Consider the following 23063-nt stretch of genomic DNA (forward strand, 5'->3'; position numbering starts at 1 on the left):
CCCCGCGCCGACGGAGGGACCCGGCGAGGCCCCGGAGCGACAACGGGTGCACCGTCGGCTGCCGGTCGGGCGGCACGGGCACGAGTCGGACGAACGGCGAGGGCGCCTCGTCGTCGTTCGCCACCGTGCCGATGATCACCTGGGTGGTCGCGCGGGACACCGCACGGGCGAACAGACGGAGTTCGTCGGCGATCACGGCGGCACGGTCGTCGATCGTCTCGTGGTCGATCCCGGCGGCGGCACGGACGAGGCCGTCGGGGTCGAGCAGACTGCCCCGCACCCGGGTGTTCGGCCACACGCCGTCCTGCAGCCCGAACACCACGACGACGTCGCACTCGAGGCCGATCGTGGCGGAGGGGGTGAGCACACGCACCCGGCCGGCGGTGCGGTCGGGGCCGATCGAGTCCTCGGGCAGGTCAGCGCCGAGCAGGTCGTCGACGAACACCCGCGCCGGCGCGTCCGGCGTACGCTCGACGAACCGCTTCGCCGCGGTGAACAGCCCGACCACCGCGTCGAGGTGCCGGTCGGCCTCGGCCGCACCCACCCCGCCGGCAGCCGACTGCCCACCCCAGGTGCCGGCGAGTCCACTGCGTTCCCAGAGGCCCCAGAGGATCTCCTCGATGCTCGCGCCGGAGTCGGCGTCCTGCCGCGCCTGCACCAGGCTGCGGGCGAGCCGCGTCGCGCGTCGGGCGAACCCGGCGTCGACGGTCGCCAGGCGCTCGGGCGCTCCGAGCGCGTCCACGAGGAGCTCGTCGGCCGTGCGGGTGCCACCCCCGGCGAGTTCCTCCCGCCGGAGCGCGAGGCGCAGTCGGCGCATCGCCAGGGTGTCGAGGCCGCCGAGCGGACCGGTCGCGAAGGACGTGGCGAGCACCGGGTCGAGCGGCAGGACCCCGAGCGCGACGGCCGCGGCGTCGAGCAGGGACCGCGCCGCGGTGTCGTCCCGGGGTCGGACGGGCGCGGCACCGGCGGTCGCGGGGACCTCTGCCACGGAGAGCGCGCGCACGAGCTCGGGTATCGCCGCACCGCTGCGGGTGACGACGGCCATCCGGTGCCAGGGCACGCCGTCGAGCAACCGGTGCTCGCGGAGACGACGGGCGACCGCGACGACGAGGGCTGCGCGGCTCGCGCCCTCGAGGTGGACGACGGCGTCCGGGCGGGCGTCGGCCGCCGTGGCCACGGCCGTGCGCTGTCGTCCGGCCGCGGCGGCGCCGATGCGCGCCGTGATGCCGGAGACGAGCGCACGGACGGGTGCGGCGTGCCGGTGCACGGTGCCGAGCACGAGCTCGTCGACGTGGTCCACACCGAGGCGGGCGGCGAGCCGTCCGAGCACGTCGGGCTCGGCACCGCGGAACGCCGACGCCGCGATGTCGGGATCCCCGAAGGCGACGACCTGCACGCCGGACCGCGCGAGCGCCCCGAGCAGCGCGATCTCGCCCTCGACCAGTTCCTGCGTGTCGTCGACCACGACGAGCCGGAGCGCCGCGACGCTCGCCGGGACCTGGCCCCGCAGGACGGCGGCCGTGGCGTACGCGACGAGTTCGGCCGCGTCGAGGCTGGTGGCCCGGAACGAGGTCACGGCGGCGCGGTACTCGTCGACGAAGTCCCCGACCGCCCGCCACTCCGGACGCCCGGTGTCGTCGCCGAGTTCGCGCATGTCCTCGGGTTCCACACCCGCGGCGACCGCCCGCATCATGACGTCCCGCAGGGCGGTGCGGAAGCCGGCGCGTTCGCGGACGACCGCGGTGATCGGCGCCGGCCAGTCCGGCCCGGTGCCGTCGGTCTCGTGGCCGTCGAGCAGGTCGGCGATGATGCGGTCCTGTTCGCCGCCGGTGAGGAGCGTCGGGGTCTCGAGGCCCTGCACGGCGGCGGCGTGCGCGACGATCTGGAACGCCAGCGAGTTGACCGTCCGTGCGAGTGCCCCCGGCACCACCCGGTCGACCGCGGCGGCGAGTCGGTCACGGAGCGCGGTGGCGGCCATGCGGGGGCTCGTCAGCGCGAGGACCGTCGCGTGCCCGTCGGGCGAGATCGCGTCGGGGCGGGCGAGCCGGGCCGCCACCAGCCGGGACAGCGTGGTCGTCTTGCCGGTGCCCGGGGCGCCGATGACCGCGGCGTGCCGGCCGTCCGGCAGCGCGAGCACGGCGGCCTGCGACGGGTCCGACACCAGCGCCCGGGCGACGCCCGTCGCCTCTGGCGCGGGTGTCAGCGTGGTTCGGGGCACCCTCGTACGGTAACCGCAGCGACCGACAGTGCGCCTGCGGCGAACGGCCGATGGCCGCCGGGGCCGCTCGGATACGCTGTGCTCGTGGACATCAAGATCGGCATCACCAACAGCCCGCGCGAGATCGCGTTCGAGACCGCCCAGACCGCCGACGAGATCGAGAAGGCCGTCGCGGCCGCGCTCGACGACAAGTCGACGCACCTCTCGCTCCAGGACGACAAGGGCCGTCGGTTCATCGTGCCCGTCGCGTCCCTCGCCTACGTCGAGGTCGGCGCGGAGGAGTCCCGTCGCATCGGTTTCGTCGCCTGACGTGGAGCTGCTCTTCGCGGTCCTCGGCGGGCTGATTGTCGGGGCCGTCGCGCACGTGGTCCTGCCGTGGCGGTCGACCCGCGGCTCCCTGCTCGGACCGGTCGTCGGCGGCATCGTCGCGGCCGTCCTCTGGGAAGCCCTGACCTGGGCCGGGTGGCAGTACGACGCGACCTGGATCTGGGTCGTCACCCTCGTCGGAGCCGGCGTGGTCGCACTCGTCGTGGAGTGGTTCCTCGGCAAGCGCCGCACGGCGGCGGACACGGCGTACTACGAGCGGGTCAAGGCCTCGGGCGCCTGACCGCAGCGCACCTGACGACGGCGCGCTCCGCCGCGGCGCGCCCGACCGCAGCGTCCCGGCCGGCGCGACCGGACGACCGTGACTGCACCTCGAGCACGGGGTGACGGGACCGCCTGGCCGCGCCGCGCCTCCTGGACCGCCGTCAGGCCGTCAGGCCGAGCGCGTCCATGCGTCGCGTGTGCGCAGCGATGAGTTCGGTCCAGACCGGCTCGAGCCGTTCCTGGTCCTCCCGCGCGTGCGACGCCAGCGCGGACCGCGCGACGAGCAGCGTGTCCCCGACGAGACGACGCCCCCACATCGCCAGCCGCGAGCCGACCTGCGGGTCTTCGGCGATGCGCTCCGTGAGCTCCTCGACGACGGCGGCTTCCTCGCGCGCGTCGAACACGGTCTTCAGACGCTGCCGGACCTCGGTCGGGAGCGACCGCAGCAGCGAGCCGAACAGGTCGTTGAGGATCCCTGCGGTGACGTAGCCCGTGAGCATCGACTCGTACCAGTCGGCGCCGCTCGTGCGCTCGAGGAACAGGTCGATCGCCTCGCGGTGGGGTGCCATCAGCGCAGCCGGGTCGCCCCCGGTCCGTTCGATCTCGGCCACGATGGCGCGGTGCCGCTCGAGCGCCGTCGTCGCGAGGACCCCCGTCACCAGGCGACCGGACAGCGTGGGCGCACCGGCTCCGGCGCGGCCCATCGTCTCGTAGAGCGAGAGTTCGAGGTACGCCGCCTGCCCGAGGTAGACGTCCAGCTCGGGGCTGACGTCGTCCAGCTGCAGGCGTTCCACGGGCGACGCGCCCCGCGGGTTCCGCGACGCGAGCCATGCGGACGCGAGCTCCGCCGCGCGCTTCCGGTTCCACCAAGACACCACGCCAGCAGCATAGGGGTCCGGACCCGGGACCCCGGTCCGCGTCGGTAGACTGGTCGGGACTTCCACCAGGACTAAGGTGATTCTTTGACTTTCGCAGACCTCAACATCGAGCAGGACATCGTCGACGCGCTCGCGACGAAGGGCATCATCGAGCCCTTCCCGATCCAGCAGCAGACGATCCCGCTCGCCCTCACCGGCCAGGACATCATCGGCCAGGCCAAGACGGGTACCGGCAAGACCTTCGGGTTCGGCCTGCCGCTGATCCAGCGCCTCGGCGCCGCTCCCGAGCCCGGCGTGAAGGCGCTCGTCGTCGTCCCGACCCGCGAGCTCGCGGTCCAGGTGACCGAGGACCTCGAGCTCGCCACGTCCAACCGCCCGACGACCATCGTGTCGATCTACGGCGGCAAGGCGTACGAGGGCCAGATCGAGCAGCTCAAGGCCGGCGCGCAGATCGTCGTCGGGACGCCCGGGCGCCTCATCGACCTGCAGCGCCAGCGACTCCTCGACCTCTCGCACGTGCAAGAGGTCGTGCTCGACGAGGCCGACCGCATGCTCGACCTCGGCTTCCTGTCGGACATCGAGCGCATCTTCCAGGCCGTGCCCGCCGTCCGCCACACGATGCTGTTCTCCGCGACGATGCCCGCCCCGATCGTCGCGCTCGCCCGCCGCTTCATGTCGCGCCCGGTGCACATCCGCGCGACCGACCCCGACGAGGGCCTGACGCAGGCGAACATCAAGCACGTCATCTACCGCGCGCACTCGCTCGACAAGGACGAGGTCATCGCCCGCATCCTGCAGGCCGAGGGCCGCGGCAAGACCGTGATCTTCACCCGCACGAAGCGTGCCGCCGCGAAGCTCGTCGAGGAGCTCAAGGACCGCGGCTTCAACGCTGCGGCCGTGCACGGCGACCTCAACCAGGAGCAGCGCGAGCGTGCGATGGCCGCCTTCAAGGCCGGCAAGCGCGACGTGCTCATCGCGACGGACGTCGCCGCCCGCGGCATCGACGTCGACGACGTCACGCACGTGATCAACCACACCATCCCGGACGACCCGGACACCTACCTGCACCGTGCCGGGCGCACCGGTCGTGCGGGCAAGACCGGCATCGCGGTCACCTTCGTCGACTGGGACGACCTGCACAAGTGGACGCTGATCGACAAGGCGCTCGAGTTCGGCATCCCCGAGCCCGTCGAGACCTACTCGTCGTCGCCGCACCTGTTCGAGGACCTCGACATCCCGGCCGGCACCAAGGGCCGCCTGCCCGGCGCGTCGGCGCACGCTGCATCGGCCGGTGGCCCCGCCGAGAAGCAGTCGGGCGACCGGTCGCGCAGCGGCTCGCGTCCCCCGCGGACCCGGACGCGGTCCCGCTCCGGGTCGGCCTCCGACGCCGGCAACGGCAACGGCAACGGCTCGGGAGGCGCGGCACGCTCCGCCTCGCAGGGCGCGGACTCCGAGTCCTCCGCACAGTCCGGTGGTGCCGAGGGCGCACCGGCCGACGGTTCGACGGACGGTGCTGCGAAGCGCCGTCGCCGGCGCCGCCGCCGTGGGAGCGGCAGCGGCTCGTCCGAGGCGACCGCCTCGGCGCCGCAGGGGTCGTCGGACGGCGAGTAGCGCCTCCTGGTCGTCACCGAAGGGTCCGTCGCTCGCGCGACGGGCCCTTCGTCGTGTGCGGGGTGCGACTCTTCGCGCTGAGCGACAGGTCACGTCTTCGCGCTGAGCGACAGTTCACGCCGAGCGCGGCCCGTGAAGTGTCGCCCACCCCGTGAACTCGCGGCGGGCCGCGCGGGTCAGGCCAGGCGCGAGCCGGCGCCGACCACGGGGACGCTGCCGGTCGCCTCGGAGCGGATGGCGTCGAACGCGGCCAGGGCGGTGCGGTGCTCGCCCAACCGGTTCGGCTTGCCCGTGCCGTGGTAGTCGCTCGACCCGGTGACGAACAGGCCGTACCGGCCCGCCCAGTCGAGCAGGGTGCGCTTGCCGTGCGCGAGGTTCTCGCGGTGGTCGACCTCGAGCCCGCCGAGCCCGGCATCGACCAGTTCGCGGAGCATCGGCTCGTCGATCACGATCCCCCGAGACGACGCTGCGGGGTGCGCGATGACGGGGACGCCGCCGGCCTGTCGGATGAGCTCGACACCACGGAGCGGGGACGGCGCCTCGTGCGGCTCGTAGTACCCGGAGGCCGGGTGCAGGATCCCCCGGAACGCGGCGCTGCGGTCAGCCTCGAGCCCGCGGGCGACCAAGGCGTCGGCGATGTGCGGCCGACCGATCGTCGCGCCGTCCCGGGACTGCGCGAGGACGTCCTCCCAGGTGATCGGGTGGTCCCGGCCGATCCGATCGACCATGCGGCGGGCACGTGCGAGGCGACCGTCGCGGATCCGCTCGGTCTCGGCGACGAGCGCCGGGTCGGCAGGGTCCACCAGGTAGCCGAGCACGTGCACGCTGCGGTAGCCGACGCGCGTGCTCAGTTCCAGACCCGGGAGGAGCGTGACCGGCAGGTCGCGGACGGTCGCCGTGGCCTCGTCCCACCCCGCGGTCGTGTCGTGGTCCGTCAGCGCGACGGCGTCCAGTCCGGCGGCTGCTGCCGCCCGGACGAGGTCCGCGGGTCGCTCGGTGCCGTCGGAGACGCTCGAGTGCGCGTGCAGGTCGATGAACGGATCGGGCACGTCGACAATGCTATCCACAGGTGAGTGGGCGCACAGGCCGCAGGGCGACGGGCGGTGCGATGATGGGTGCATGTCCGACACCACGCCCCGCGCGACGAGCAACCGTTCCACGACCCCCGGATCCTCGACGTTCAAGGACTACATCGGCTCGCAGTGGGCTGATCGCGACCGTCCGTTGCCCGAGCCCCGCGAGCAGGCCGCCTTCGCCGCCGAGCGTCGGGCGAAGCTCTCCGAACTGCACCCGGGCCGGACGATCGTGGTGCCCGCCGGCCAGGCCAAGGTCCGCTCGAACGACTGCGACTACCCGTTCCGTCCGCACTCCGCGTTCGCGCACCTGACCGGCTGGGGCACCGACACCGTCGTCGGCTCCGTGCTCGTCATGACGCCGAACGGCTCCGCCCACGACGCCACCCTCTACTTCCGCGCGACCGCCGGCCGCGACTCCGAGGAGTTCTACGCCAACCCCGAGATCGGTGAGTTCTGGGTCGGACCGCGGCCCTCGCTCGAGGAAGTCGCGGCGGACCTCGGTCTCGCGACGGCCGACCTCGGCGCGTTCGACGCCGTGCGCGACGGACTCGACGCGTCCGCCCTCGTCGTCCGTGACGCCGACACCGACCTCACCCGTGGGCTCGACGACCGGATCGGCAGCGCCGTCGGTGGAGCACCCGAGGCCGACGGGGTGCCCGCGACGGACGACGCCCTCGCCCGCGACCTCTCCGAGCTGCGCCTGGTCAAGGACGCGTTCGAGGTCAACGAGCTCCGCAAGGCCGTGAACGCGACCAAGGCGGGGTTCGACGACGTCATCGCCGACTTCGACGCGGTCCTCGCGCACCCCCGCGGCGAGCGCATCGTCGAGGGCACGTTCAACCGCCGGGCCCGTGCCGACGGCAACACCGTGGGCTACGACACGATCGCCGCCTCCGGTCACCACGCCTGCATCCTGCACTGGACCCGCAACGACGGCGCGGTCGAGCCGGGCGACCTGATCCTCATCGACGCCGGCGTCGAGGTCGACTCGTTCTACACGGCCGACATCACCCGCACCCTCCCGGTCAGCGGCACCTTCACCGACGTGCAGCGTCTCGTCTACGAAGCCGTGCTCGAAGCGGCCGACGCGGCCTTCGCCATCGTGAAGCCCGGCATCACCTTCCGTCAGGTGCACGCCACCGCGATGGAGGTCATCGCCCGCAAGACCGCCGAGTGGGGCTTCCTGCCCGGCACGGCCGAGGAATCCCTCCAGCAGGACAACCAGTTCCACCGTCGGTACATGGTGCACGGGACGAGCCACCACCTCGGCCTCGACGTCCACGACTGCGCGAAGGCCCGCCGTGAGATGTACATCGACGGCATCGTGCAGCCCGGCATGGTGTTCACGATCGAGCCCGGCCTGTACTTCCAGCAGGACGACCTCACGGTGCCCGAGGAGTTCCGCGGCATCGGCGTCCGCATCGAGGACGACATCCTCGTGACCGAGGACGGCGCCGAGAACCTGTCCGTCGGCATCCCCCGGACCCCCTCGGAAGTGGAGGGGTGGATCGCCCGCTCCGGCCGCTAGCCTGAGCGGGTGACGACTCCCGAGGTCTCCCCCAGCACGAACGCCGGCGACGACGGCCCCGCGTTCTCGATCGACGTCGAGCACTTCGACTCCCCGGACGCCCAGCGACTCCGAGCCGCGCAGCGTCTGGAGATCGACCGTGCCTACGGCGGCGACACCGAGCCCGGCGACAAGCCGACGGCCGACTCGATCGCGGTGTTCTTCCTCGCACGGGACGACGACGGTACGCCGCTCGGCTGCGGCGGCCTGCGCATCGTGCAGGACGGCATCACCGAGATCAAGCGGATGTACGTCCGTCCGGAGTCACGGGGTGCGGGTGTCGCGGCGGCGCTCCTCCGGCGCCTCGAGGACGCCGCACTCGACCTGGGTTCGCCGGCGCTCGTGCTGGAGACCGGGAACGAGCAGAAGCGCGCGATCGGGTTCTACGAGCGCGAGGGGTTCACGCGCATCGCGAACTTCGGGCCCTACGTCGGGGTGCCGACGTCGATCTGCTACTCGAAGGTCCTGTAGCCCGGGTCCCTCGCGGGCTGTACACGTCCCGGCCCCGCGAGGCCCGGAGGCCTGGAGGCGAGCGGGCGAAACAGCCCCCGCTCGCAGCACACGGACGACCACTTCCGCCCGCTCCGCGACCGGCGCCCGGCGTGTTCCGCCCGCTCGACGTCACCGGTGCCGCACGACCGCGCGCCGACTCGCCTCGAGCCGCCACGCCGGAAGCCGAAGCTCCAGAAGCCGAAGCTCCAGACGACCGTTCGCCGAGGTCGCAGAAACGGCCGCTCCCCGTCGCGTGGAGCGGCCGTTCGTGCGCGTGCGACCTCGGCGGACGCGTGCGGCGTGTCGTGCGACCTCGCACGGGGCACCGAGCCGGAGCCCGGCCCGGAACCCGGCCCGGACCCTACCTCCGGGGGCTCAGCGCCCCTCGTCGTCCTTCGTCGCGGACTCACCCGACTCGGCGGAGCTCGGCGCCGGCGGCGTCGCACCGGTCACCCGCTCCCCGTAGCGCGGCGGCTCCTCGGCCCGGGGCGGCTGGGCGGACGCAGGCTCTGCCGGGGCGGGAGCGGTCGCGGCGGTCTCCCCGTACCGCGGCCCCTCGTTCGTGCCGTAGCGGGGCGTTCCCGTCTGCGCACCGGAGGGCGACGTGCCGGGCTGCTGCGCGCCTCCTGGCTGCTGCGAACCCTGCTGGGGACCGCCGCCCGGCTGCTGGTGCGGCGTGGCGTGGCCACCGTAGGGCGATCCCTGCGGGCCTCCGCCCCACCCGGCCGGCTGGCCCCCGGACGCACCCGGACCCGCCCCCGGCCCGGACCCGGGCCCCGGGCGCCACGGCTGCTGCGGCGGCTGCCCCTGGAACGCACCGGGCGCACCGGGCGTCCCCGGGTTCCAGTGCGTTGCGGGCGCGACACCGGCCTCGCCGAGGATGCGTCGGGCCTGCCCGGTCAGCTGCGGGTCGACCACGATCTGGTAGTTCGTCGCGAGGACCTGGTGCACGCTCGTGAAGTCCCGCTGCCGCTTCGTGATCGCGAAGGAGACGATGCCGTAGAGCATGCCGAAGGCCGCACCGATGATGGCGGCGGCGAGGATGAGGCCGCCCGCACTCGGGGAGAAGAGCGTCAGCACGATGCCGAAGAAGATGCCGAGCCAGAGTCCGGACAGTGCGCCCGCGATCGCTGCACGACCGTAGGTCATCTTGCCGGTGACACGCTCGACGGTCTTGAGGTCGTTGCCGACGATCGAGAGCTGGTTGACCGGGAAGTCGGCCTCGGCGAGCTTCGCCACCACGCGCTGGGCGTCGGGGTAGCTGTCGTACGTGCCGAGGACGTCGCCCTTGGGCAGCGTCGGGAAGGCCTGGGCGGTCCGGCCGCCGAACGGGCTCTGATTGCTCACCCAGCCATCATTCACCGCACACCTTGCAATCGCACGTGCACTCTCAGGGAAGCCGCCCACCGCCACGGCGGATCCGTCCGGACGCAGCGACTACGCTGGGTCGGGTGAGCGCCACGAAGGTCTTCGTCGCCCGCCTCGCCGGGTGCTCCGTCTTCGACCCCGCGGGAGACCGCGTCGGCCGGGTCCGGGACGTCCTGGTGGTGTACCGCCGGGCCGATCCGCCGCACGTCGTCGGCCTGATCGTCGAGGTCCCCGGCAAGCGCCGCATCTTCGTGAGCATCGGCCGCATCACCTCGATCGGCGCCGGCCAGGTCATCACCACGGGCCTCGTGAACATGCGCCGCTTCGAGCAGCGCGGTGGCGAGGTGCGGGTCATCGCCGAGATGCTCGGCCGCAAGGTCCTGGTGAAGAAGGACCGGATCCGCGCGACGATCGAGGACGTCGCGATCGAGGACCGCGGGCAGGGCGAGTGGGAGGTGTCGCAGCTCTTCCTCCGCAAGCCGAAGACCACGCCGTCCCCGTTCGGCAAGGGTCCGACGACGTTCGCGACGTGGAACGAGGTCACCGAGGACGAGCTCCCGGGCGAGGCCCAGTCCGCCGAGCACGTGATCGCCGCCTACTCCGACCTCCTGCCGGCCGACCTCGCGTCGACGCTGCTCGACCTGCCCGAGGAACGCCGGTTCGAGGTCGCGGAGGAACTCCCCGACGATCGGCTCGCCGACGTGCTCGAGGAGATGCCGGACCAGCAGCGGATCGCGATCCTCACCCGACTCGACGACTCCCGCGCGGCCGACGTGCTCGACCACATGCAGCCGGACGACGCGGCCGACGTCCTGGCGCAGTTCTCCGACGAGCGCAGCGAAGCCCTCCTCGAGCTCATGGAGCCGGAGGAGGCGCAGGACGTCCGCATGCTCCTCGAGTACGAGCCGGACACCGCAGGTGGCCTCATGACCACCGAACCGGTGATCGTCTCGGCCGACGCCACCGTCGCCGAGGGGCTCGCGCTCGTCCGGCGCCACGAGCTCGCCCCGGTGCTCGGTGCCGCCGTCTGCGTGACGCTGCCGCCGTACGAGCCGCCGACTGGCCGGTTCCTCGGGCTCGTGCACTTCCAGCGGATGCTCCGCTACCCGCCGAACGAGCGGCTCGGCACGCTCATCGACCAGCAGACCGACCCGGTCCGCGTCGATGCGAGCGCCGCCGAGGTCACGCGCATCATGGCGACCTACAACCTGCTGTCCGTCCCCGTGGTCGACGACGCCCACCGTCTGGTCGGGGTGGTGACGATCGACGATGTCCTCGACCACGTCCTGCCGGACGACTGGCGAAGTCAGGGCGAGGGGGAACCCTCACCGCTTCCGCGCCAACGCACACGCAGGACGCCCGTGACGACGGGAAGGAGGACCACCCGTGGCCCGAACGGATGACACCCGCCGCGATCGCGAGCGGCCCGACGCTCGACTCGACTCCCCCAAGGGCATGCGCACCCGTGTCCTGCCGACCCGTCGCCGCGGTCGCGGAGACGCCTTCGGTCGCGCCACCGAGGGCATCGCACGCGCGATGGGCACGCCCTGGTTCCTCGTCGGCCTGACCCTGTTCTGCGTCGTCTGGATGGGCTACAACACGCTCGCCCCGAGAGCGTGGCAGTTCGACTCCGCGGCGATCGGCTTCACGGCCCTCACGCTCGTGCTGTCCCTGCAGGCGTCGTACGCGGCACCGCTCATCCTGCTCGCCCAGAACCGGCAGGACGACCGTGACCGGGTGCAGTTCGAGCAGGACCGGCAGCGGGCCGAGCGCAACCTGGCGGACACCGAGTACCTCGCGCGCGAGGTCGTCGCGCTCCGCCTGGCGATGCGCGACATGGCGTCGAAGGACTTCATCCGCGCCGAGATCCGCTCGCTGCTCGAGGAGCTCGACCGGCGCGACGCCGAGGACGCCGGCTTCGCCGACGAGCCCGGCACGACGGCCCGTGGCTGACGGCGGCCGGTCGGACGAGCAGCTGGGCAGCGCGGTCCTCGCAGCGCTCGGCCGCGTCATCGACCCGGAGATCCGTCGGCCGGTCACGGAGCTCGACATGATCCGTGGTGTCGACGTGCAGCCAGGAGGCGCGGTGCGCGTCGACCTGCAGCTCACGATCGTCGGGTGCCCGGCCGCCGACACCATCGAGCGCGACGTGCGGGCGGCCGCCGGTTCCGTGGACGGCGTCTCCGAGGTGGCGGTCGACGTCTCCGTCATGGCGCCGGCGACGCGTGCCGCGCTGACCGAACGACTCCGCGCGGGGCGGCCCCGTGGCGTGCAGTTCACCCCGGACTCGCTCACCCGGGTGATCGCGGTGACCAGCGGCAAGGGCGGCGTCGGCAAGTCGACGGTCACCGTGAACCTCGCCGCAGCGCTCGCGGCCCGTGGGCAGCGCGTGGGCATCGTCGACGTCGACGTGCACGGCTTCAGCGTGCCGGGGCTGATGGGCCTCACCGACGCGGCGGGTGTCGCCCCGCGCCCGACCCGGGTCGACAGCATGATCCTGCCGCCGGTGGCTCACGACGTGAAGGTGGTGTCGATCGGCATGTTCGTCGACGACGTCTCCACCGCGGTGTCCTGGCGCGGCCCGATGCTGCACCGCACCGTCTCCCAGTTCCTCACCGACGTGTACTTCGGCGACCTCGACGTGCTCCTGCTCGACCTGCCGCCGGGCACCGGGGACGTGGCGATCTCGGTCGGCCAGCTGCTCCCCCACGCCGAGGTCCTGGTGGTCACCACACCGCAGGCGGCCGCAGCGGACGTGGCCGAACGGAGCGGGGTCGTCGCCCGGCAGACCGGGCAGCGGGTGATCGGCGTGGTCGAGAACATGGCGGGACTCGTGCAACCGGACGGCTCCGTGCTGCACCTCTTCGGCGAGGGCGGTGGCGCCGAGACCGCCCGCCGGCTCTCCCGCGACCAGGAGACCGCCGTCCCGGCGCTCGGCAGCGTGCCGCTGTCCGTGCCGCTCCGCGAGGGCGGGGACGCCGGCGTCCCGGTGGTGCTCGGCGATCCGGAGGACCCGGCGGCGGTGGCGCTGGCGGCGATCGCGGACCGCATCGGCACGATGGGCCGGGGCCTGTCCGGTCGGAAGCTCGGGCTGACGCTGTCGTAGGGTCGGGTGCATGAGCTCTGATCACGTCAGCGTCGACTGGGAGCAGGCCCGCGACACCAACCGTGCGAACTGGGACGACCGGGTGCCCATCCACGAGGGCGCCTACGAGATCGACGCGCTGACCGACCCGGACCACCGCTCGACCGTCGTCCGCGATGACCTTCCGGCGCTCCGGCCGTGGCTGCCGGGCGGCTCGCTCGCCGGGCTCGACCTGTGCCACCTGCAGTGCCACATCGGCACGGACACGGTCTCGCTCGCCCGCGAGGGCGCGCGCGTCACCGGTGTCGACTTCTCGCCCGTGGCGCTCACCTCGGCAGCGGGACTGTCGGCACGCCTCGGCCTCGACGTCACCTGGGTGGAAACGGACGTCCTCGACGCCCGAGCCGCGGTGGTCGGCGACTTCGACGTGGTCTACACGAGCATCGGGACGATCTGCTGGCTCGACGACCTCGAGCGGTGGGCCACCCAGGTCGCGGCACTCCTCCGTCCCGGTGGCGTGTTCTTCATCCGTGACGGTCATCCCGCGCTGTACGCCCTCGACGAGGACGCCGACGGGCTCGTCACCCGCTACCGGTACTTCGCGGACGGCTCCGCCCAGCAGTGGGACGACGCCGGCACCTACGCGGGCGACGGCACCGTGTCGCACACCCGCACGTACGAGTGGCCGCACCCGCTGTCGGAGATCGTGAACGCGCTGCTCGGCGCCGGTCTCCGCCTGCGTTCCCTGGACGAGGGCCGCACGCTGCCGTGGCGCTTCAGCCCCCGCATGGTCGACACCGGGGACGGCTCGTGGGCGTGGCCCGGCGAGGACCGCGACCGCCTCCCGACCACCTTCACGATCGTCGCGACCAAGGACTGACCGGCCGCGTCTTCGACACTGCCTGTACGTCCTTTCATGGACAGGTCGTTCCACCGCGGAGCAATATGCAGGGGTATTCCACAATGCTCCTGCGGAATCGGGTCCGCAGGGGCTCCACCCGTGTCTGGCGACGGTGCCGGACCGAGGACAGGAGAACCGTGTGAACAGCAAGAGCAGGCTCAGGATCGGACTCGTCGCGGCCGTCGCGGCTGCACTGGCGGGCGGGTCCGTCGCAGCGGCACCGGCCCTGGCGGCGACGCCCACGTGCGCCACCGCGTGGAGCGCGGGCACCGCGTACACCGGGGGCGCGACGGTCAGCGAGAACGGCACGAACTACACCGCGAACTGGTGGACGCAGGGCGACGACCCCGCGACGCACTCGGGAGCGACCGGCAGCGGCCAGCCCTGGACCTCCACGGGGGCCTGCGCGGGCACCGGCGGGGGCGGGACGACGAACCCCGGCGGTGGGACCACCACCCCGGGCACCGGCGGCAGCGGTGGGACGGCGCAGGGCTTGGTCTTCAGCCCGTACAAGGACGTCACCGTGAACCTCGACTGGAACACGAACGTGATGAACACCGCGGTCACCGGCACGCGCATCCCGGTCGTCGGGTCGTCGAACAGCCTGGTGTCCACCCGGGAGCCCGGCCTCGGAGCCATCACCCTGGCCTTCGCGACCGGCACCTGCGGCAGCGAGAACTGGGGCGGTGTCGCCGCCGACGCGTTCGCGAGCGCCAACATCCCGAAGCTCGACGCCGCCGGGGTGGACTACATCGTGAGCACCGGGGGCGCGGCCGGATCGTTCAAGTGCTCGGGCACCGCACTGCAGAGCTTCATCGCCCGCTACGCCACCCCGCACATGATCGGCGTCGACTTCGACATCGAGAGCGGACAATCGGCAGCCGACGTGCAGAACCTCGTGAACGCCGCGGCGCTCGCGCAGTCGAAGTACCCGGGGATGCGGTTCTCGTTCACCCTCGCGACCCTCGCGGCCAGCGACGGCAGCTTCGGCGGCCTGAACAGCACCGGCGACGCCACGGTCAAGGCGATCAAGGCCTCGAGCCTGACGAACTACACCGTCAACCTCATGACGATGGACTTCGGGCGCGCGACGACCGCGAACTGCGTCCTGTCCGGATCGACCTGCGAGATGGGCAAGTCCTCGATCCAGGCCGTCACGAACCTCGAGCACACGTACGGCATCGCACCGTCGAAGATCGAGGTCACCCCGATGATCGGCGTGAACGACGCCTCCGACGAGGTCTTCACCCTCGCCGACGTGGACACGCTGTCCGCCTACGCCAAGGCGAACGGCCTCGCCGGGGTCCACTACTGGTCCCTCGACCGCGACACGCCGTGCTCCTCGACGACGGCGATGGCCACGTGCAGCTCGGTCCCGAGCGCACCGGCCCTCGCGTGGACCGACCGGTTCCTCGCCGACCTGCGGTAGACGCGGCCATCTGACGGACTGGAGGCGGGGGGGGCGCGGGGGCCGCGCCCCCCGGCCGGCCCCCCGGGGCGGGGTGGGGGGGCGGTGCCAGCTGGCACCGCGCCTCCTGGCCGTCACACGGTCACGTGATCCGGCGTCAGGTCGCCTCGGCGTCGAACGGTGCTGCCTCGCCGACGGCGAGCGGCACCACGGGTGCCGTCGCTCGCACCTTCGACGCGGTCACCTGCGCGGTCTGGACGGCAGCGACGCTGCTGCCCGAGTCGAGGAGCGCGTCACGGATGATGCGACGCGGGTCGTACTGCCGTGGGTCGAGCTTCTGCCAGTCGACCTCGTCGAACTCCGGGCCCATCTCCTCGCGCATGCGGTCCTTCGCGGTGTCGGCGAAGCGACGGACGGCCTTGACGAACTCGGCGAGCTTCTGGGCGTACTGCGGCAGCCGCTGCGGACCGAGCAGGAGGACGCCGATGATCCCGATCACCAGGAACTTCTCGAAGCCGTCGAACACGGTACGAGCGTAACCCGTCCACACCCCGGAGCACCCGTAGAGTTGTCACCCGAACGGAGTGTGCGTGTCAGAGAAAGAGTCGAACTGGAAGTTCGCCGAGGACATCGTCTCGGAGTCCGAGGTGATCGCCCGAGCCAGGGAACACTCCCTCGAACTCGGCGTCGAGGCGATCTCCCCCGCCATCGGCGCACAGATCGGGGTCGTCGCCGCGGCCTCGCGTGCCACCAGCATGATCGAGATCGGCACCGGCCTGGGGGTGTCGGGGCTGTACCTGCTGGGCGGCGCACCGTCGGCCACGCTCACCACGATCGACGTCGAGGTCGACCACCAGCAGTACGCCCGTGACGCGTACATCGCAGCCGGGACCGCTCCTTCGCGGATCCGACTCATCCCCGGCCGGGCGAACCAGGTGCTCCCCCGCATGAACGAGGCCTCGTACGACGTCGTCCTCGTCGATGCCGACCCGGAGCACGTCATCGAGTACGTCGAGCACGGGCTGCGGCTCGCGCGGCTCGGCGGGACCGTCCTGGTGCCGCACGCGCTCTGGCGGGGCAGGGTGGCCGACCCGGTGAAGCGGGACCGGGCGACGACCGACTTCCGCCTGCTGCTCACCGAGGTGTCGACGTCGGGTGCGGTCATCAGCGCGCTCTCGCCCGCCGGCGACGGGCTGCTGCAGATGACGAAGGTCTCGGCGTAGCAGCGCCTTCGGCGACGGTCGAGCTCCCGCTACCGCGGCTCACCCGAGGTGGCGGAGGTAGCGCTCCGGCGACTCGAGGAACGACCGCTGGTGCCGGACGAGGTCGAGGTCGGCCCACTCCGTGCGGCGCAGGCCCCACTCGCCGACCTCGTGGATGGTCGCACCGGGGAAGGCGGCGAGCACCGGCGAGTGCGTCGACATGAGCACCTGCCCGACACCGCTCTCGACGATCGACTGCAGCAGGCCGATGAGCGCCAGGCAGCCGGAGAACGACAGCGCGGATTCGGGCTCGTCGAGGATCCACAGCCCGGGCCACCGCGCGCGGTCGATCACGAAGTCGAGGAAGGACTCGCCGTGGCTGCGCTCGTGGAACACCGGTTCGGGGCGTGACCGGTTGGGGTGTTCCTCGAGGTAGGTGAAGAATCCGTGCATCGTCTCCGCCCGGAGGAAGAACCCGCCGCGGGGCGCCCCGAAGTCCCGCCGGATGGCGATGTGCTCGCACAGATCCGACTCCGACGCGCGGGTCGAGTGCTGCGATCCGGTCCCACCGCCCTCCGGTCCCATGCCGAACTGCAGCGCGATGGCCTCGACGATGGTGGACTTGCCGACGCCGTTCTCACCGACGAACACCGTCACCGGATCGAGGTCGAGCCCCTCGTCGAGGAGCTGTCGGACGGGTGCTAGCGTGGCGGGCCACACGTCGCGGGGCATCGGGTCCGGGTCGAGGTACTCCTCGACGCGGCGGATCGGCAGGTGGGTCCTCGGCACGGTGTCATCCTGCCCTGCAACGCCGACATCGCAGCGTGCGGGACGTCCCGGAACGGACGGAGGGCCCGGAGCGTACGCGCTCCGGGCCCTCCGTTCTGGTGCGTCGACGTACTAGGCCGAGACGACCTCAGCGAGTGCGTCGTGGAGTTCCTTGGCCTCGGCATCGTTGACCGAGACGACCAGGCGGCCTCCACCTTCGAGCGGAACCCGCACGATGATGAGTCGACCCTCCTTAACAGCCTCCATCGGCCCGTCACCGGTCCTCGGCTTCATGGCTGCCATCAGATGTCCCCTTTCGTGCAGTACATGCACGCCCATTATCTCGTATCGATGGGGGAACTGCGAAACCGCCCAGGTTGGGGGCCGTGGATCGCGACGTTCTCGCGGTTCGGAGTGGTCACCTATGCGTGTGCCGAACATCCGCTCCACGCCACGTCGACAGCCCGACCCCGCCCTCGAGGCCGTGCCCGCCGGCATGCGCGTCGCCGGTGCGTTCTCGTGGAGGATGCTCGTCGTCGTCGCCGCCCTCGCCGTGGTCGTCGCGCTCGTGGTCCTGCTGCAGGACATCGTCGTGCCGTTCCTGATCGGCCTCATCGTGTGTGCGCTGCTTGCGCCGTTCTCGATGTTCCTGCAGCGTCACCGCTGGCCGAAGTGGCTCGCGGTGCTGTCGTGCTTCCTCGCCGTGGTGGTCGTCATCGGAGTGCTCGCGCTGGTCGTCACGGCGCAGATCCGGTACGACCTGCCGATGCTCGAGCACCGTCTCGACCACAACGTGCAGTCGCTCCAGAGCCTGCTGGCCTCCGAACCCTTCGGCATCACGGCGGCGCAGGTGACGAAGTGGCTGTCTGACGGCACGAAGTTCCTGCAGTCCCACGCGTCCTCGATCGCCTCCGGTGCCGCCGAGGCCGGCAGCGGGCTCGTGCATCTGCTCGAAGGACTCTTCATCGTGGTGTTCACGACGATCTTCGTGCTCGTCGACGGCCCGCGCATCTGGTCGTGGGTGGTGCGGCTGTTCCCCCGACGGTCACGTGGGCGGATCGACGTCGCGGGGCACGCGGGATGGAAGACGCTGACGAGCTTCATCCGCGTGCAGCTGGTCGTCGCCGTGACGGACGCGCTCGGCATCGTGATCGGCGCCCTCGCACTGCAGGTGCCGCTGGCGATCCCGATCGGGGTCATCGTGTTCTTCGGCGCGTTCGTGCCGGTGGTCGGTGCGATCGTCGCGGGCGTCGTCGCGGTGCTCGTCGCCCTCGTGTTCAACGGCTGGGTGCCCGCGCTCGTGATGCTGGGCATCGTGATCGCCGTGCAGCAGCTCGAGAGCCACGTCCTGCACCCGTTCCTCACCGGCTCCGCCGTACGGGTGCACCCGCTCGGCGTCGTGCTCGGCGTCACCGCGGGCACGACCATCGCGGGCGTCGTCGGCGCGTTCTTCGCGGTGCCGTTCATCGCGACGGCGAACGCGATGATCCACGCGGCAGCGTCAGCCGACCCCGAGGCGGTGGAGCGAGGCGCCGAGGAGCGCGAGGTCGACGTCGATCACGGTGGCGTCCAGTCGTAGCCGTCGATCCACCAGCAGAAGTACATCCACACCCACTGCAGCGCGATGCACACGACGACGACCGCCACCCGGTAGACCCTCGATCGCGGGAGCGCCACGATCCCGAGCAACGGAGCGATCGGCAGCAGGATGCGCCAGGTGCTCGACTGCGGGAAGAACACGGCGAGCAGGTACACCAGGTACGCGACACCCCAGAGCCGGAGCTCGAGCCCGATCCGACGAGCGGCCGGCAGGGCGACGAACGCGGCGAACCCGACCACCACGACGGCGAGCAGGATCGCGCCGGCCGGCTGCCCGAACCACCACCCGAAGCCCTGCACCCACGGCGCGAACGGGACGAGTTCCTTCCACCCGATGTACGACGACCGCCACGCGAGCTCGGTGTCCGTGTACGCCTTCGGGACGCCGGTGACCGCCCATGCGATCGCCGGCCACGCCAGCCCGACGGCCCCGGACACGACGGCGACCACCGCGGGCGGGACGAACTGCTGCACCGTGAGCGGGGACGACGCGCGTACCCACGACGGACGGAACGCCCAAGCGCCGAGGAACAGCACGATCAGCAGCGCGAAGGCCAGCCCGGTCGGCCGGGTCATGCCGAGGAGCAGGACGACCGGCAGCATCGACCACCAGCGGCGGTCCACCATGAGCAGCAGCGCCACGAGGAGCAGGAACAGGCCCATCGACTCGGCGTAGGCCACCTGGAACATCGCGGAGACGGGCGCGACGCAGAACAGGACGGTCGCGTAGGTCGCCCGCGACGGGTCCAGGAACCGCCCCATCAGCCGCCGGAAGACGAGCGCCGCTCCCCAGCCGAAGAGGAGCGAGACCGACACGGCGACGAGCTCGAAGGACGCCCCCGTCAGCGCCATCAGTCCCCGCACCAGGAAGGGGTAGGCGGGCATGAACGCCCACGCGTTCTCGGTCACGTGCCCCGTGGCGTCGATCGGCAGCGTCGAGGGGTACCCGGAGGCGGCGATCACCCGGTACCAGGCGCCGTCCCAGATCGACGAGAACGACAGCAGGCCCGGGTGCTGCACGGTGAACGAGTTCGCGGCCTGCACGCTCGCGAAAGCGGCGAGCATCGCGCCCGTGACGATCCGCGCGAGCACGTAGACGACCGTGATCCGCACCCACCACGGCACCACCCGGTAGCGGGCGTGCCACCGGGCACGGGCAGGGCTCAGCCGGGGCAGCCCGGCCGTGGTCAGGCCGTCAGCCACCGACGCAGACCGTGCTCGACCGCGGTGATCTGGTCGACGGGGACCTGCTCGTCGTCGTGGTGGGCGAAGACGGGCTCGCCGGGCCCGTAGTTCACCGCGGGGACGCCGAGCGCCGAGAAGCGCGCGACGTCCGTCCACCCGTACTTCGGCCGGGGCGCGGGACCGCCCACCGCGGCGACGAAGTCCTGCGCCAGCGGGGCGTCGAGTCCGGGTCGGGCACCGGCGGCGAGGTCGACGATCTGCACGTCGTAGCCGTCGAAGAGCTCGCGGATGTGGGCGACCGCCTCGTCCGCGCTGCGCGACGGGGCGAAGCGGTAGTTCACGTGCACCATGACCTCGTCGGGGATCACGTTGCCAGCGATGCCGCCCGTGATGCCGACGGCGTTGAGGCCCTCGCGGTAGTCGAGACCGTCGACCGTGACGGTGCGCGGTTCGTAAGCGGCGAGCGTGGCCAGGATCGGTGCGGCCTTGTGGATCGCGTTGTCGCCGATCCAGCTCCGGGCGCTGTGTGAGCGCTTGCCGTACGCCCGGATCTCGGCCCGGAGGTTGCCGTTGCAGCCGCCCTCGATCTGCGCACCGGACGGCTCGCCGAGGATCGCGAAGTCGCCCGCGAGCAGTTCCGGCCGGGTCCGCGCCAGACGACCGAGGCCGTTCAGTGCGTCGCTCACCTCTTCGTGGTCGTAGAACACCCACGTGACGTCGACGTTCGGCTCGGCGAGGTCGTACGCGAGCTTGAGCTGGACCGCGCAACCGGCCTTCATGTCGACCGTGCCGCGACCCCAGAGGATCTCGGTGCCGTCCTCGGTCGTCCGGAACTCGGTCGGGAGGTTGTCGTTGAGCGGCACGGTGTCGATGTGCCCCGCGATGACCACCCGGCGGTCACGACCGAGGTTCGTCCGCGCGACGATCGCGTCGCCGTCGCGGATCACCTCGAGGTGGGGCAGGGGCGTCAGGGCTGCCTCGATCGCGTCGGCGAGCGGTCCCTCGTCGCCGGACACCGACTCGATGTCGCAGACGGCACGGGTGATGTCGATGGACGAGGCGGTGAGGTCGAGCGGCTCCGGCATGCGGGAAGCCTACCGGCCGACCCTTGCAGGGGCCGTCGAGGCGACCGCCTGTGGACGGTGGCCGTCTGTCCACAGCACCCGCGCCTCCAGGCCAGGAGGCGCGGTGCGCGCCCGACGGACCCGTCCGGCCGGACGGGTGGTCGCCTCCCCTCGCTCGGTACCCTGGTGCGGTGACCGACACGACCGCTGCCACCGACCGCCCGACCCACGCCTGGGGCCACGGCCTCGCGACGATCGCCGCCGACGGCACGACGCTCGACACCTGGTACCCCGAGACGCACCTCGGCGCGCTGCCGGCCGACGCGGTGTTCCCGGCGGACCTCCGTGCACACGTCGGCGACGACCCGCGCCGCGGCGTCACGATCGAGGCGGTCACGACCGAGGTCACGATCGACGCCGCTCCTGCGAGCACGCCGGACGCCTACCTGCGCCTGCACCTCCTCAGCCACCTGCACGTGGCACCGAACGAGGTCAACCTCGACGGGATCTTCGCGCACCTCCCGATCGTGGCGTGGACGAACGCGGGTCCGGTGCACCCCGACGACCTGACGCGCCTCCGCCCGGGTCTCCAGCGCGCCGGGATCGCCGTGCACGCGATCGACAAGTTCCCCCGCCTGGTCGACTACGTCGTGCCGGACCGCGTCCGCATCGCCGACGCGAACCGGGTCCGGCTCGGCGCGCACCTCGCCCCCGGCACGACGGTGATGCACGAGGGCTTCGTGAACTTCAACGCCGGCACCCTCGGCGACGCCATGATCGAGGGTCGGGTCTCGCAGGGCGTCGTCGTCGGGAACGGCACGGACATCGGCGGCGGCGCCTCGATCATGGGCACGCTGTCCGGCGGCGGCACGCACCGCGTCTCCCTCGGGGAAGGCGCGCTGCTCGGTGCGAACGCCGGGCTCGGCATCTCGCTCGGCGACGACTCCGTGGTCGAGGCCGGGCTGTACGTCACCGCCGGCACGAAGGTGGTCCTCGTCGGTGCGGCCCCGAACCCGGACGGGACCCCCCGGACGGTGAAGGCCGCCGAGCTCTCGGGCACGCCGAACATCCTGTTCCGCCGCAACTCGCTCTCCGGCGCGGTCGAGGCACTGCAGCGCCAGGGACAGGGCATCCAGCTCAACACCGCGCTGCACGCGTAGGCGGCCGCCCGTGGGGGGAACGGTCGCCGGACCGCACGGGCCGGTGCCGGTGCGGCGGTACGCGGCTCGTCGGGAGACCAACACCGGCACGACCCTGGTGTGGCTGCACGGCGGCGGGTTCTTCCGCGGCACCCTCGACCTGCCGGAGGCGCACGTCGTCGCCGGAGCCCTCGCCGACCGCGGACTCGACGTGGTCACGGTGGGGTACCGCCTCGCTCCCCTGCCCGGGCTCCCGGCCGTCGGACGCCGAGGATCGCACAGTCGACGCCACCACCCGGTGCCGAACGACGACGTCCGAGCCGTCCTCGAGGTCGTCCGTCGTCAGACCGACGGTCCGGTCCTCCTCGGGGGCGCCAGCGCCGGCGCGTGCCTCGCAGCTGCCGTGACGCGAGCGCTGCCGGTCGCCGCACGGCCCTCCGGACTCGTGCTCGCGTACGGGTTCTTCCACGCCCGCAGCCCGAGGGACCCGGCGGTCCTCCGAACCGTCCGCGGACACCGACGCCTCACCCACCACCCGACGCTGCTCGACCGGGCGAACCGGAACCACGTCGGCCGCGGGGGCGACACCGTTGCGGCGTTCCCCGGCGGCCAGGACCTCGCCGACTTCCCGCGCACGCTCATGGTGGACGCCGAGCGCGACACGATGCGGGCCTCCGGCGACCGGTTCGCCGACGAGCTGCGCGGGGCCGGCGCCGAGATCGAGCGGCACGTCCTGCCCGGGGCACGCCACGCGTTCCTCAACCGGCCGGGCTCGCCCGACTCGGACCGTGCGCTGGACCTCGTCGCAGACTGGACCGCGGGCTCGTCCCGCGTCTGAGCGGCGCGCGGCGGGGCCGGGCGCGCGGGGCCGGGCGCGCTGCGGGGCCGTCTGTTGTGGCAGGCGTCGGTCGGGC

The 23063-nt window shown here is 72.3% G+C and carries 23 protein-coding genes; 14 read left to right on the forward strand and 9 right to left on the reverse strand.

Annotated features, from left to right (window positions below; genetic code table 11):
- The coding region (locus tag Q7F20_RS11045) for a UvrD-helicase domain-containing protein (RefSeq protein WP_305740140.1) at nucleotides 1-2218 on the reverse strand (2218 nt) is incomplete at its 3' end.
- A gap of 84 nt (nucleotides 2219-2302) precedes the next feature.
- Between Q7F20_RS11045 and Q7F20_RS11050 the strand changes: the two genes are divergently transcribed.
- Nucleotides 2303-2527: a DUF3107 domain-containing protein gene (locus Q7F20_RS11050; protein ID WP_305740141.1), complete on the forward strand. Its 225-nt coding sequence runs from the start codon at nucleotides 2303-2305 to the stop codon at nucleotides 2525-2527.
- Between the two features lies 1 nt (nucleotide 2528).
- Nucleotides 2529-2825, forward strand: a complete 297-nt coding sequence (locus Q7F20_RS11055) for a hypothetical protein (protein ID WP_305740142.1) — start codon at nucleotides 2529-2531, stop codon at nucleotides 2823-2825.
- Between the two features lie 142 nt (nucleotides 2826-2967).
- Here Q7F20_RS11055 and Q7F20_RS11060 read toward each other — a convergent pair whose 3' ends face one another.
- The gene (locus Q7F20_RS11060; RefSeq protein WP_305740143.1) at nucleotides 2968-3684 is read right to left on the reverse strand and encodes a ferritin-like fold-containing protein; all 717 of its coding nucleotides are present in this window, start codon (nucleotides 3682-3684) and stop codon (nucleotides 2968-2970) included.
- A gap of 84 nt (nucleotides 3685-3768) precedes the next feature.
- Here Q7F20_RS11060 and Q7F20_RS11065 point away from each other — a divergent pair, with 84 nt between their 5' ends.
- On the forward strand, nucleotides 3769-5295 hold the full coding sequence (locus Q7F20_RS11065) for a DEAD/DEAH box helicase (protein ID WP_305740144.1): 1527 nt from the start codon (nucleotides 3769-3771) through the stop codon (nucleotides 5293-5295).
- Between the two features lie 176 nt (nucleotides 5296-5471).
- Here the strand turns inward: Q7F20_RS11065 and Q7F20_RS11070 are convergent, their stop codons facing one another.
- On the reverse strand, nucleotides 5472-6344 hold the full coding sequence (locus Q7F20_RS11070; protein WP_305740145.1) for a PHP domain-containing protein: 873 nt from the start codon (nucleotides 6342-6344) through the stop codon (nucleotides 5472-5474).
- A 70-nt stretch (nucleotides 6345-6414) separates the two neighbouring features.
- On the opposite strand from Q7F20_RS11070, the gene Q7F20_RS11075 reads away from it, so the two are divergent.
- Entirely contained in the window at nucleotides 6415-7899 is a 1485-nt protein-coding gene (locus Q7F20_RS11075; protein WP_305740146.1) for an aminopeptidase P family protein, read from the forward strand.
- A 9-nt stretch (nucleotides 7900-7908) separates the two neighbouring features.
- A complete protein-coding gene (locus Q7F20_RS11080; protein WP_305740147.1) occupies nucleotides 7909-8409 on the forward strand; it encodes a GNAT family N-acetyltransferase in 501 nt (166 codons plus the stop codon).
- 396 nt (nucleotides 8410-8805) lie between these two features.
- On the opposite strand, the gene Q7F20_RS11085 is transcribed toward Q7F20_RS11080, so the two are convergent.
- A complete protein-coding gene (locus tag Q7F20_RS11085) occupies nucleotides 8806-9777 on the reverse strand; it encodes a general stress protein (RefSeq protein WP_305740148.1) in 972 nt (323 codons plus the stop codon).
- Between the two features lie 104 nt (nucleotides 9778-9881).
- Between Q7F20_RS11085 and Q7F20_RS11090 the strand changes: the two genes are divergently transcribed.
- From Q7F20_RS11090 to Q7F20_RS11110, 5 genes are all read left to right on the forward strand, one after another.
- The gene (locus tag Q7F20_RS11090; protein WP_305740149.1) at nucleotides 9882-11201 is read left to right on the forward strand and encodes a magnesium transporter MgtE N-terminal domain-containing protein; all 1320 of its coding nucleotides are present in this window, start codon (nucleotides 9882-9884) and stop codon (nucleotides 11199-11201) included.
- A gap of 52 nt (nucleotides 11202-11253) precedes the next feature.
- Nucleotides 11254-11751 (forward strand): DUF1003 domain-containing protein, encoded by a 498-nt coding sequence (locus Q7F20_RS11095; RefSeq protein WP_305740160.1) that lies wholly within the window; start codon nucleotides 11254-11256, stop codon nucleotides 11749-11751.
- Nucleotides 11744-12904, forward strand: coding sequence for an Mrp/NBP35 family ATP-binding protein (locus Q7F20_RS11100; protein ID WP_305740150.1), 1161 nt, complete (start codon nucleotides 11744-11746; stop codon nucleotides 12902-12904). The genes Q7F20_RS11095 and Q7F20_RS11100 overlap by 8 nt, the downstream gene beginning before the upstream one ends.
- A 10-nt stretch (nucleotides 12905-12914) precedes the next feature.
- Nucleotides 12915-13763, forward strand: coding sequence for a bifunctional 2-polyprenyl-6-hydroxyphenol methylase/3-demethylubiquinol 3-O-methyltransferase UbiG (locus Q7F20_RS11105; protein WP_305740151.1), 849 nt, complete (start codon nucleotides 12915-12917; stop codon nucleotides 13761-13763).
- Between the two features lie 160 nt (nucleotides 13764-13923).
- Nucleotides 13924-15213 carry a carbohydrate-binding protein gene (locus tag Q7F20_RS11110; RefSeq protein WP_305740152.1) on the forward strand — a complete coding sequence of 430 codons (1290 nt, stop codon included), beginning with the start codon at nucleotides 13924-13926 and terminating at the stop codon, nucleotides 15211-15213.
- Nucleotides 15214-15349: 136 nt separating this feature from the next.
- On the opposite strand, the gene Q7F20_RS11115 is transcribed toward Q7F20_RS11110, so the two are convergent.
- Nucleotides 15350-15718: a twin-arginine translocase TatA/TatE family subunit gene (locus Q7F20_RS11115; RefSeq protein ID WP_022906173.1), complete on the reverse strand. Its 369-nt coding sequence runs from the start codon at nucleotides 15716-15718 to the stop codon at nucleotides 15350-15352.
- 64 nt (nucleotides 15719-15782) lie between these two features.
- Between Q7F20_RS11115 and Q7F20_RS11120 the strand changes: the two genes are divergently transcribed.
- Nucleotides 15783-16415 (forward strand): O-methyltransferase, encoded by a 633-nt coding sequence (locus tag Q7F20_RS11120; RefSeq protein WP_305740153.1) that lies wholly within the window; start codon nucleotides 15783-15785, stop codon nucleotides 16413-16415.
- A 39-nt stretch (nucleotides 16416-16454) separates the two neighbouring features.
- On the opposite strand, the gene Q7F20_RS11125 is transcribed toward Q7F20_RS11120, so the two are convergent.
- Both Q7F20_RS11125 and Q7F20_RS11130 read right to left on the reverse strand, forming a co-directional pair.
- A complete protein-coding gene (locus tag Q7F20_RS11125; protein WP_305740154.1) occupies nucleotides 16455-17183 on the reverse strand; it encodes an AAA family ATPase in 729 nt (242 codons plus the stop codon).
- A gap of 111 nt (nucleotides 17184-17294) precedes the next feature.
- Nucleotides 17295-17465 (reverse strand): DUF3117 domain-containing protein, encoded by a 171-nt coding sequence (locus tag Q7F20_RS11130; protein WP_017887054.1) that lies wholly within the window; start codon nucleotides 17463-17465, stop codon nucleotides 17295-17297.
- Between the two features lie 127 nt (nucleotides 17466-17592).
- On the opposite strand from Q7F20_RS11130, the gene Q7F20_RS11135 reads away from it, so the two are divergent.
- A complete protein-coding gene (locus tag Q7F20_RS11135) occupies nucleotides 17593-18741 on the forward strand; it encodes an AI-2E family transporter (RefSeq protein WP_305740155.1) in 1149 nt (382 codons plus the stop codon).
- Here the strand turns inward: Q7F20_RS11135 and Q7F20_RS11140 are convergent.
- A complete protein-coding gene (locus Q7F20_RS11140) occupies nucleotides 18720-19964 on the reverse strand; it encodes a mannosyltransferase family protein (RefSeq protein ID WP_305740156.1) in 1245 nt (414 codons plus the stop codon). The two genes, Q7F20_RS11135 and Q7F20_RS11140, sit on opposite strands and share 22 nt — an antisense overlap.
- Nucleotides 19949-21031, reverse strand: coding sequence for a succinyl-diaminopimelate desuccinylase (gene dapE / locus Q7F20_RS11145; RefSeq protein ID WP_305740157.1), 1083 nt, complete (start codon nucleotides 21029-21031; stop codon nucleotides 19949-19951). The genes Q7F20_RS11140 and dapE overlap by 16 nt, the downstream gene beginning before the upstream one ends.
- A gap of 170 nt (nucleotides 21032-21201) precedes the next feature.
- Here dapE and dapD point away from each other — a divergent pair, with 170 nt between their 5' ends.
- On the forward strand, nucleotides 21202-22170 hold the full coding sequence (gene dapD / locus Q7F20_RS11150) for a 2,3,4,5-tetrahydropyridine-2,6-dicarboxylate N-succinyltransferase (protein ID WP_305740158.1): 969 nt from the start codon (nucleotides 21202-21204) through the stop codon (nucleotides 22168-22170).
- A gap of 10 nt (nucleotides 22171-22180) precedes the next feature.
- Nucleotides 22181-22987: an alpha/beta hydrolase gene (locus Q7F20_RS11155; RefSeq protein ID WP_305740159.1), complete on the forward strand. Its 807-nt coding sequence runs from the start codon at nucleotides 22181-22183 to the stop codon at nucleotides 22985-22987.
- Nucleotides 22988-23063: the final 76 nt, after the last annotated feature.

Source organism: Curtobacterium sp. A7_M15, from assembly GCF_030705415.1.
In the GTDB taxonomy this organism is placed as follows: Bacteria; Actinomycetota; Actinomycetes; order Actinomycetales; family Microbacteriaceae; genus Curtobacterium.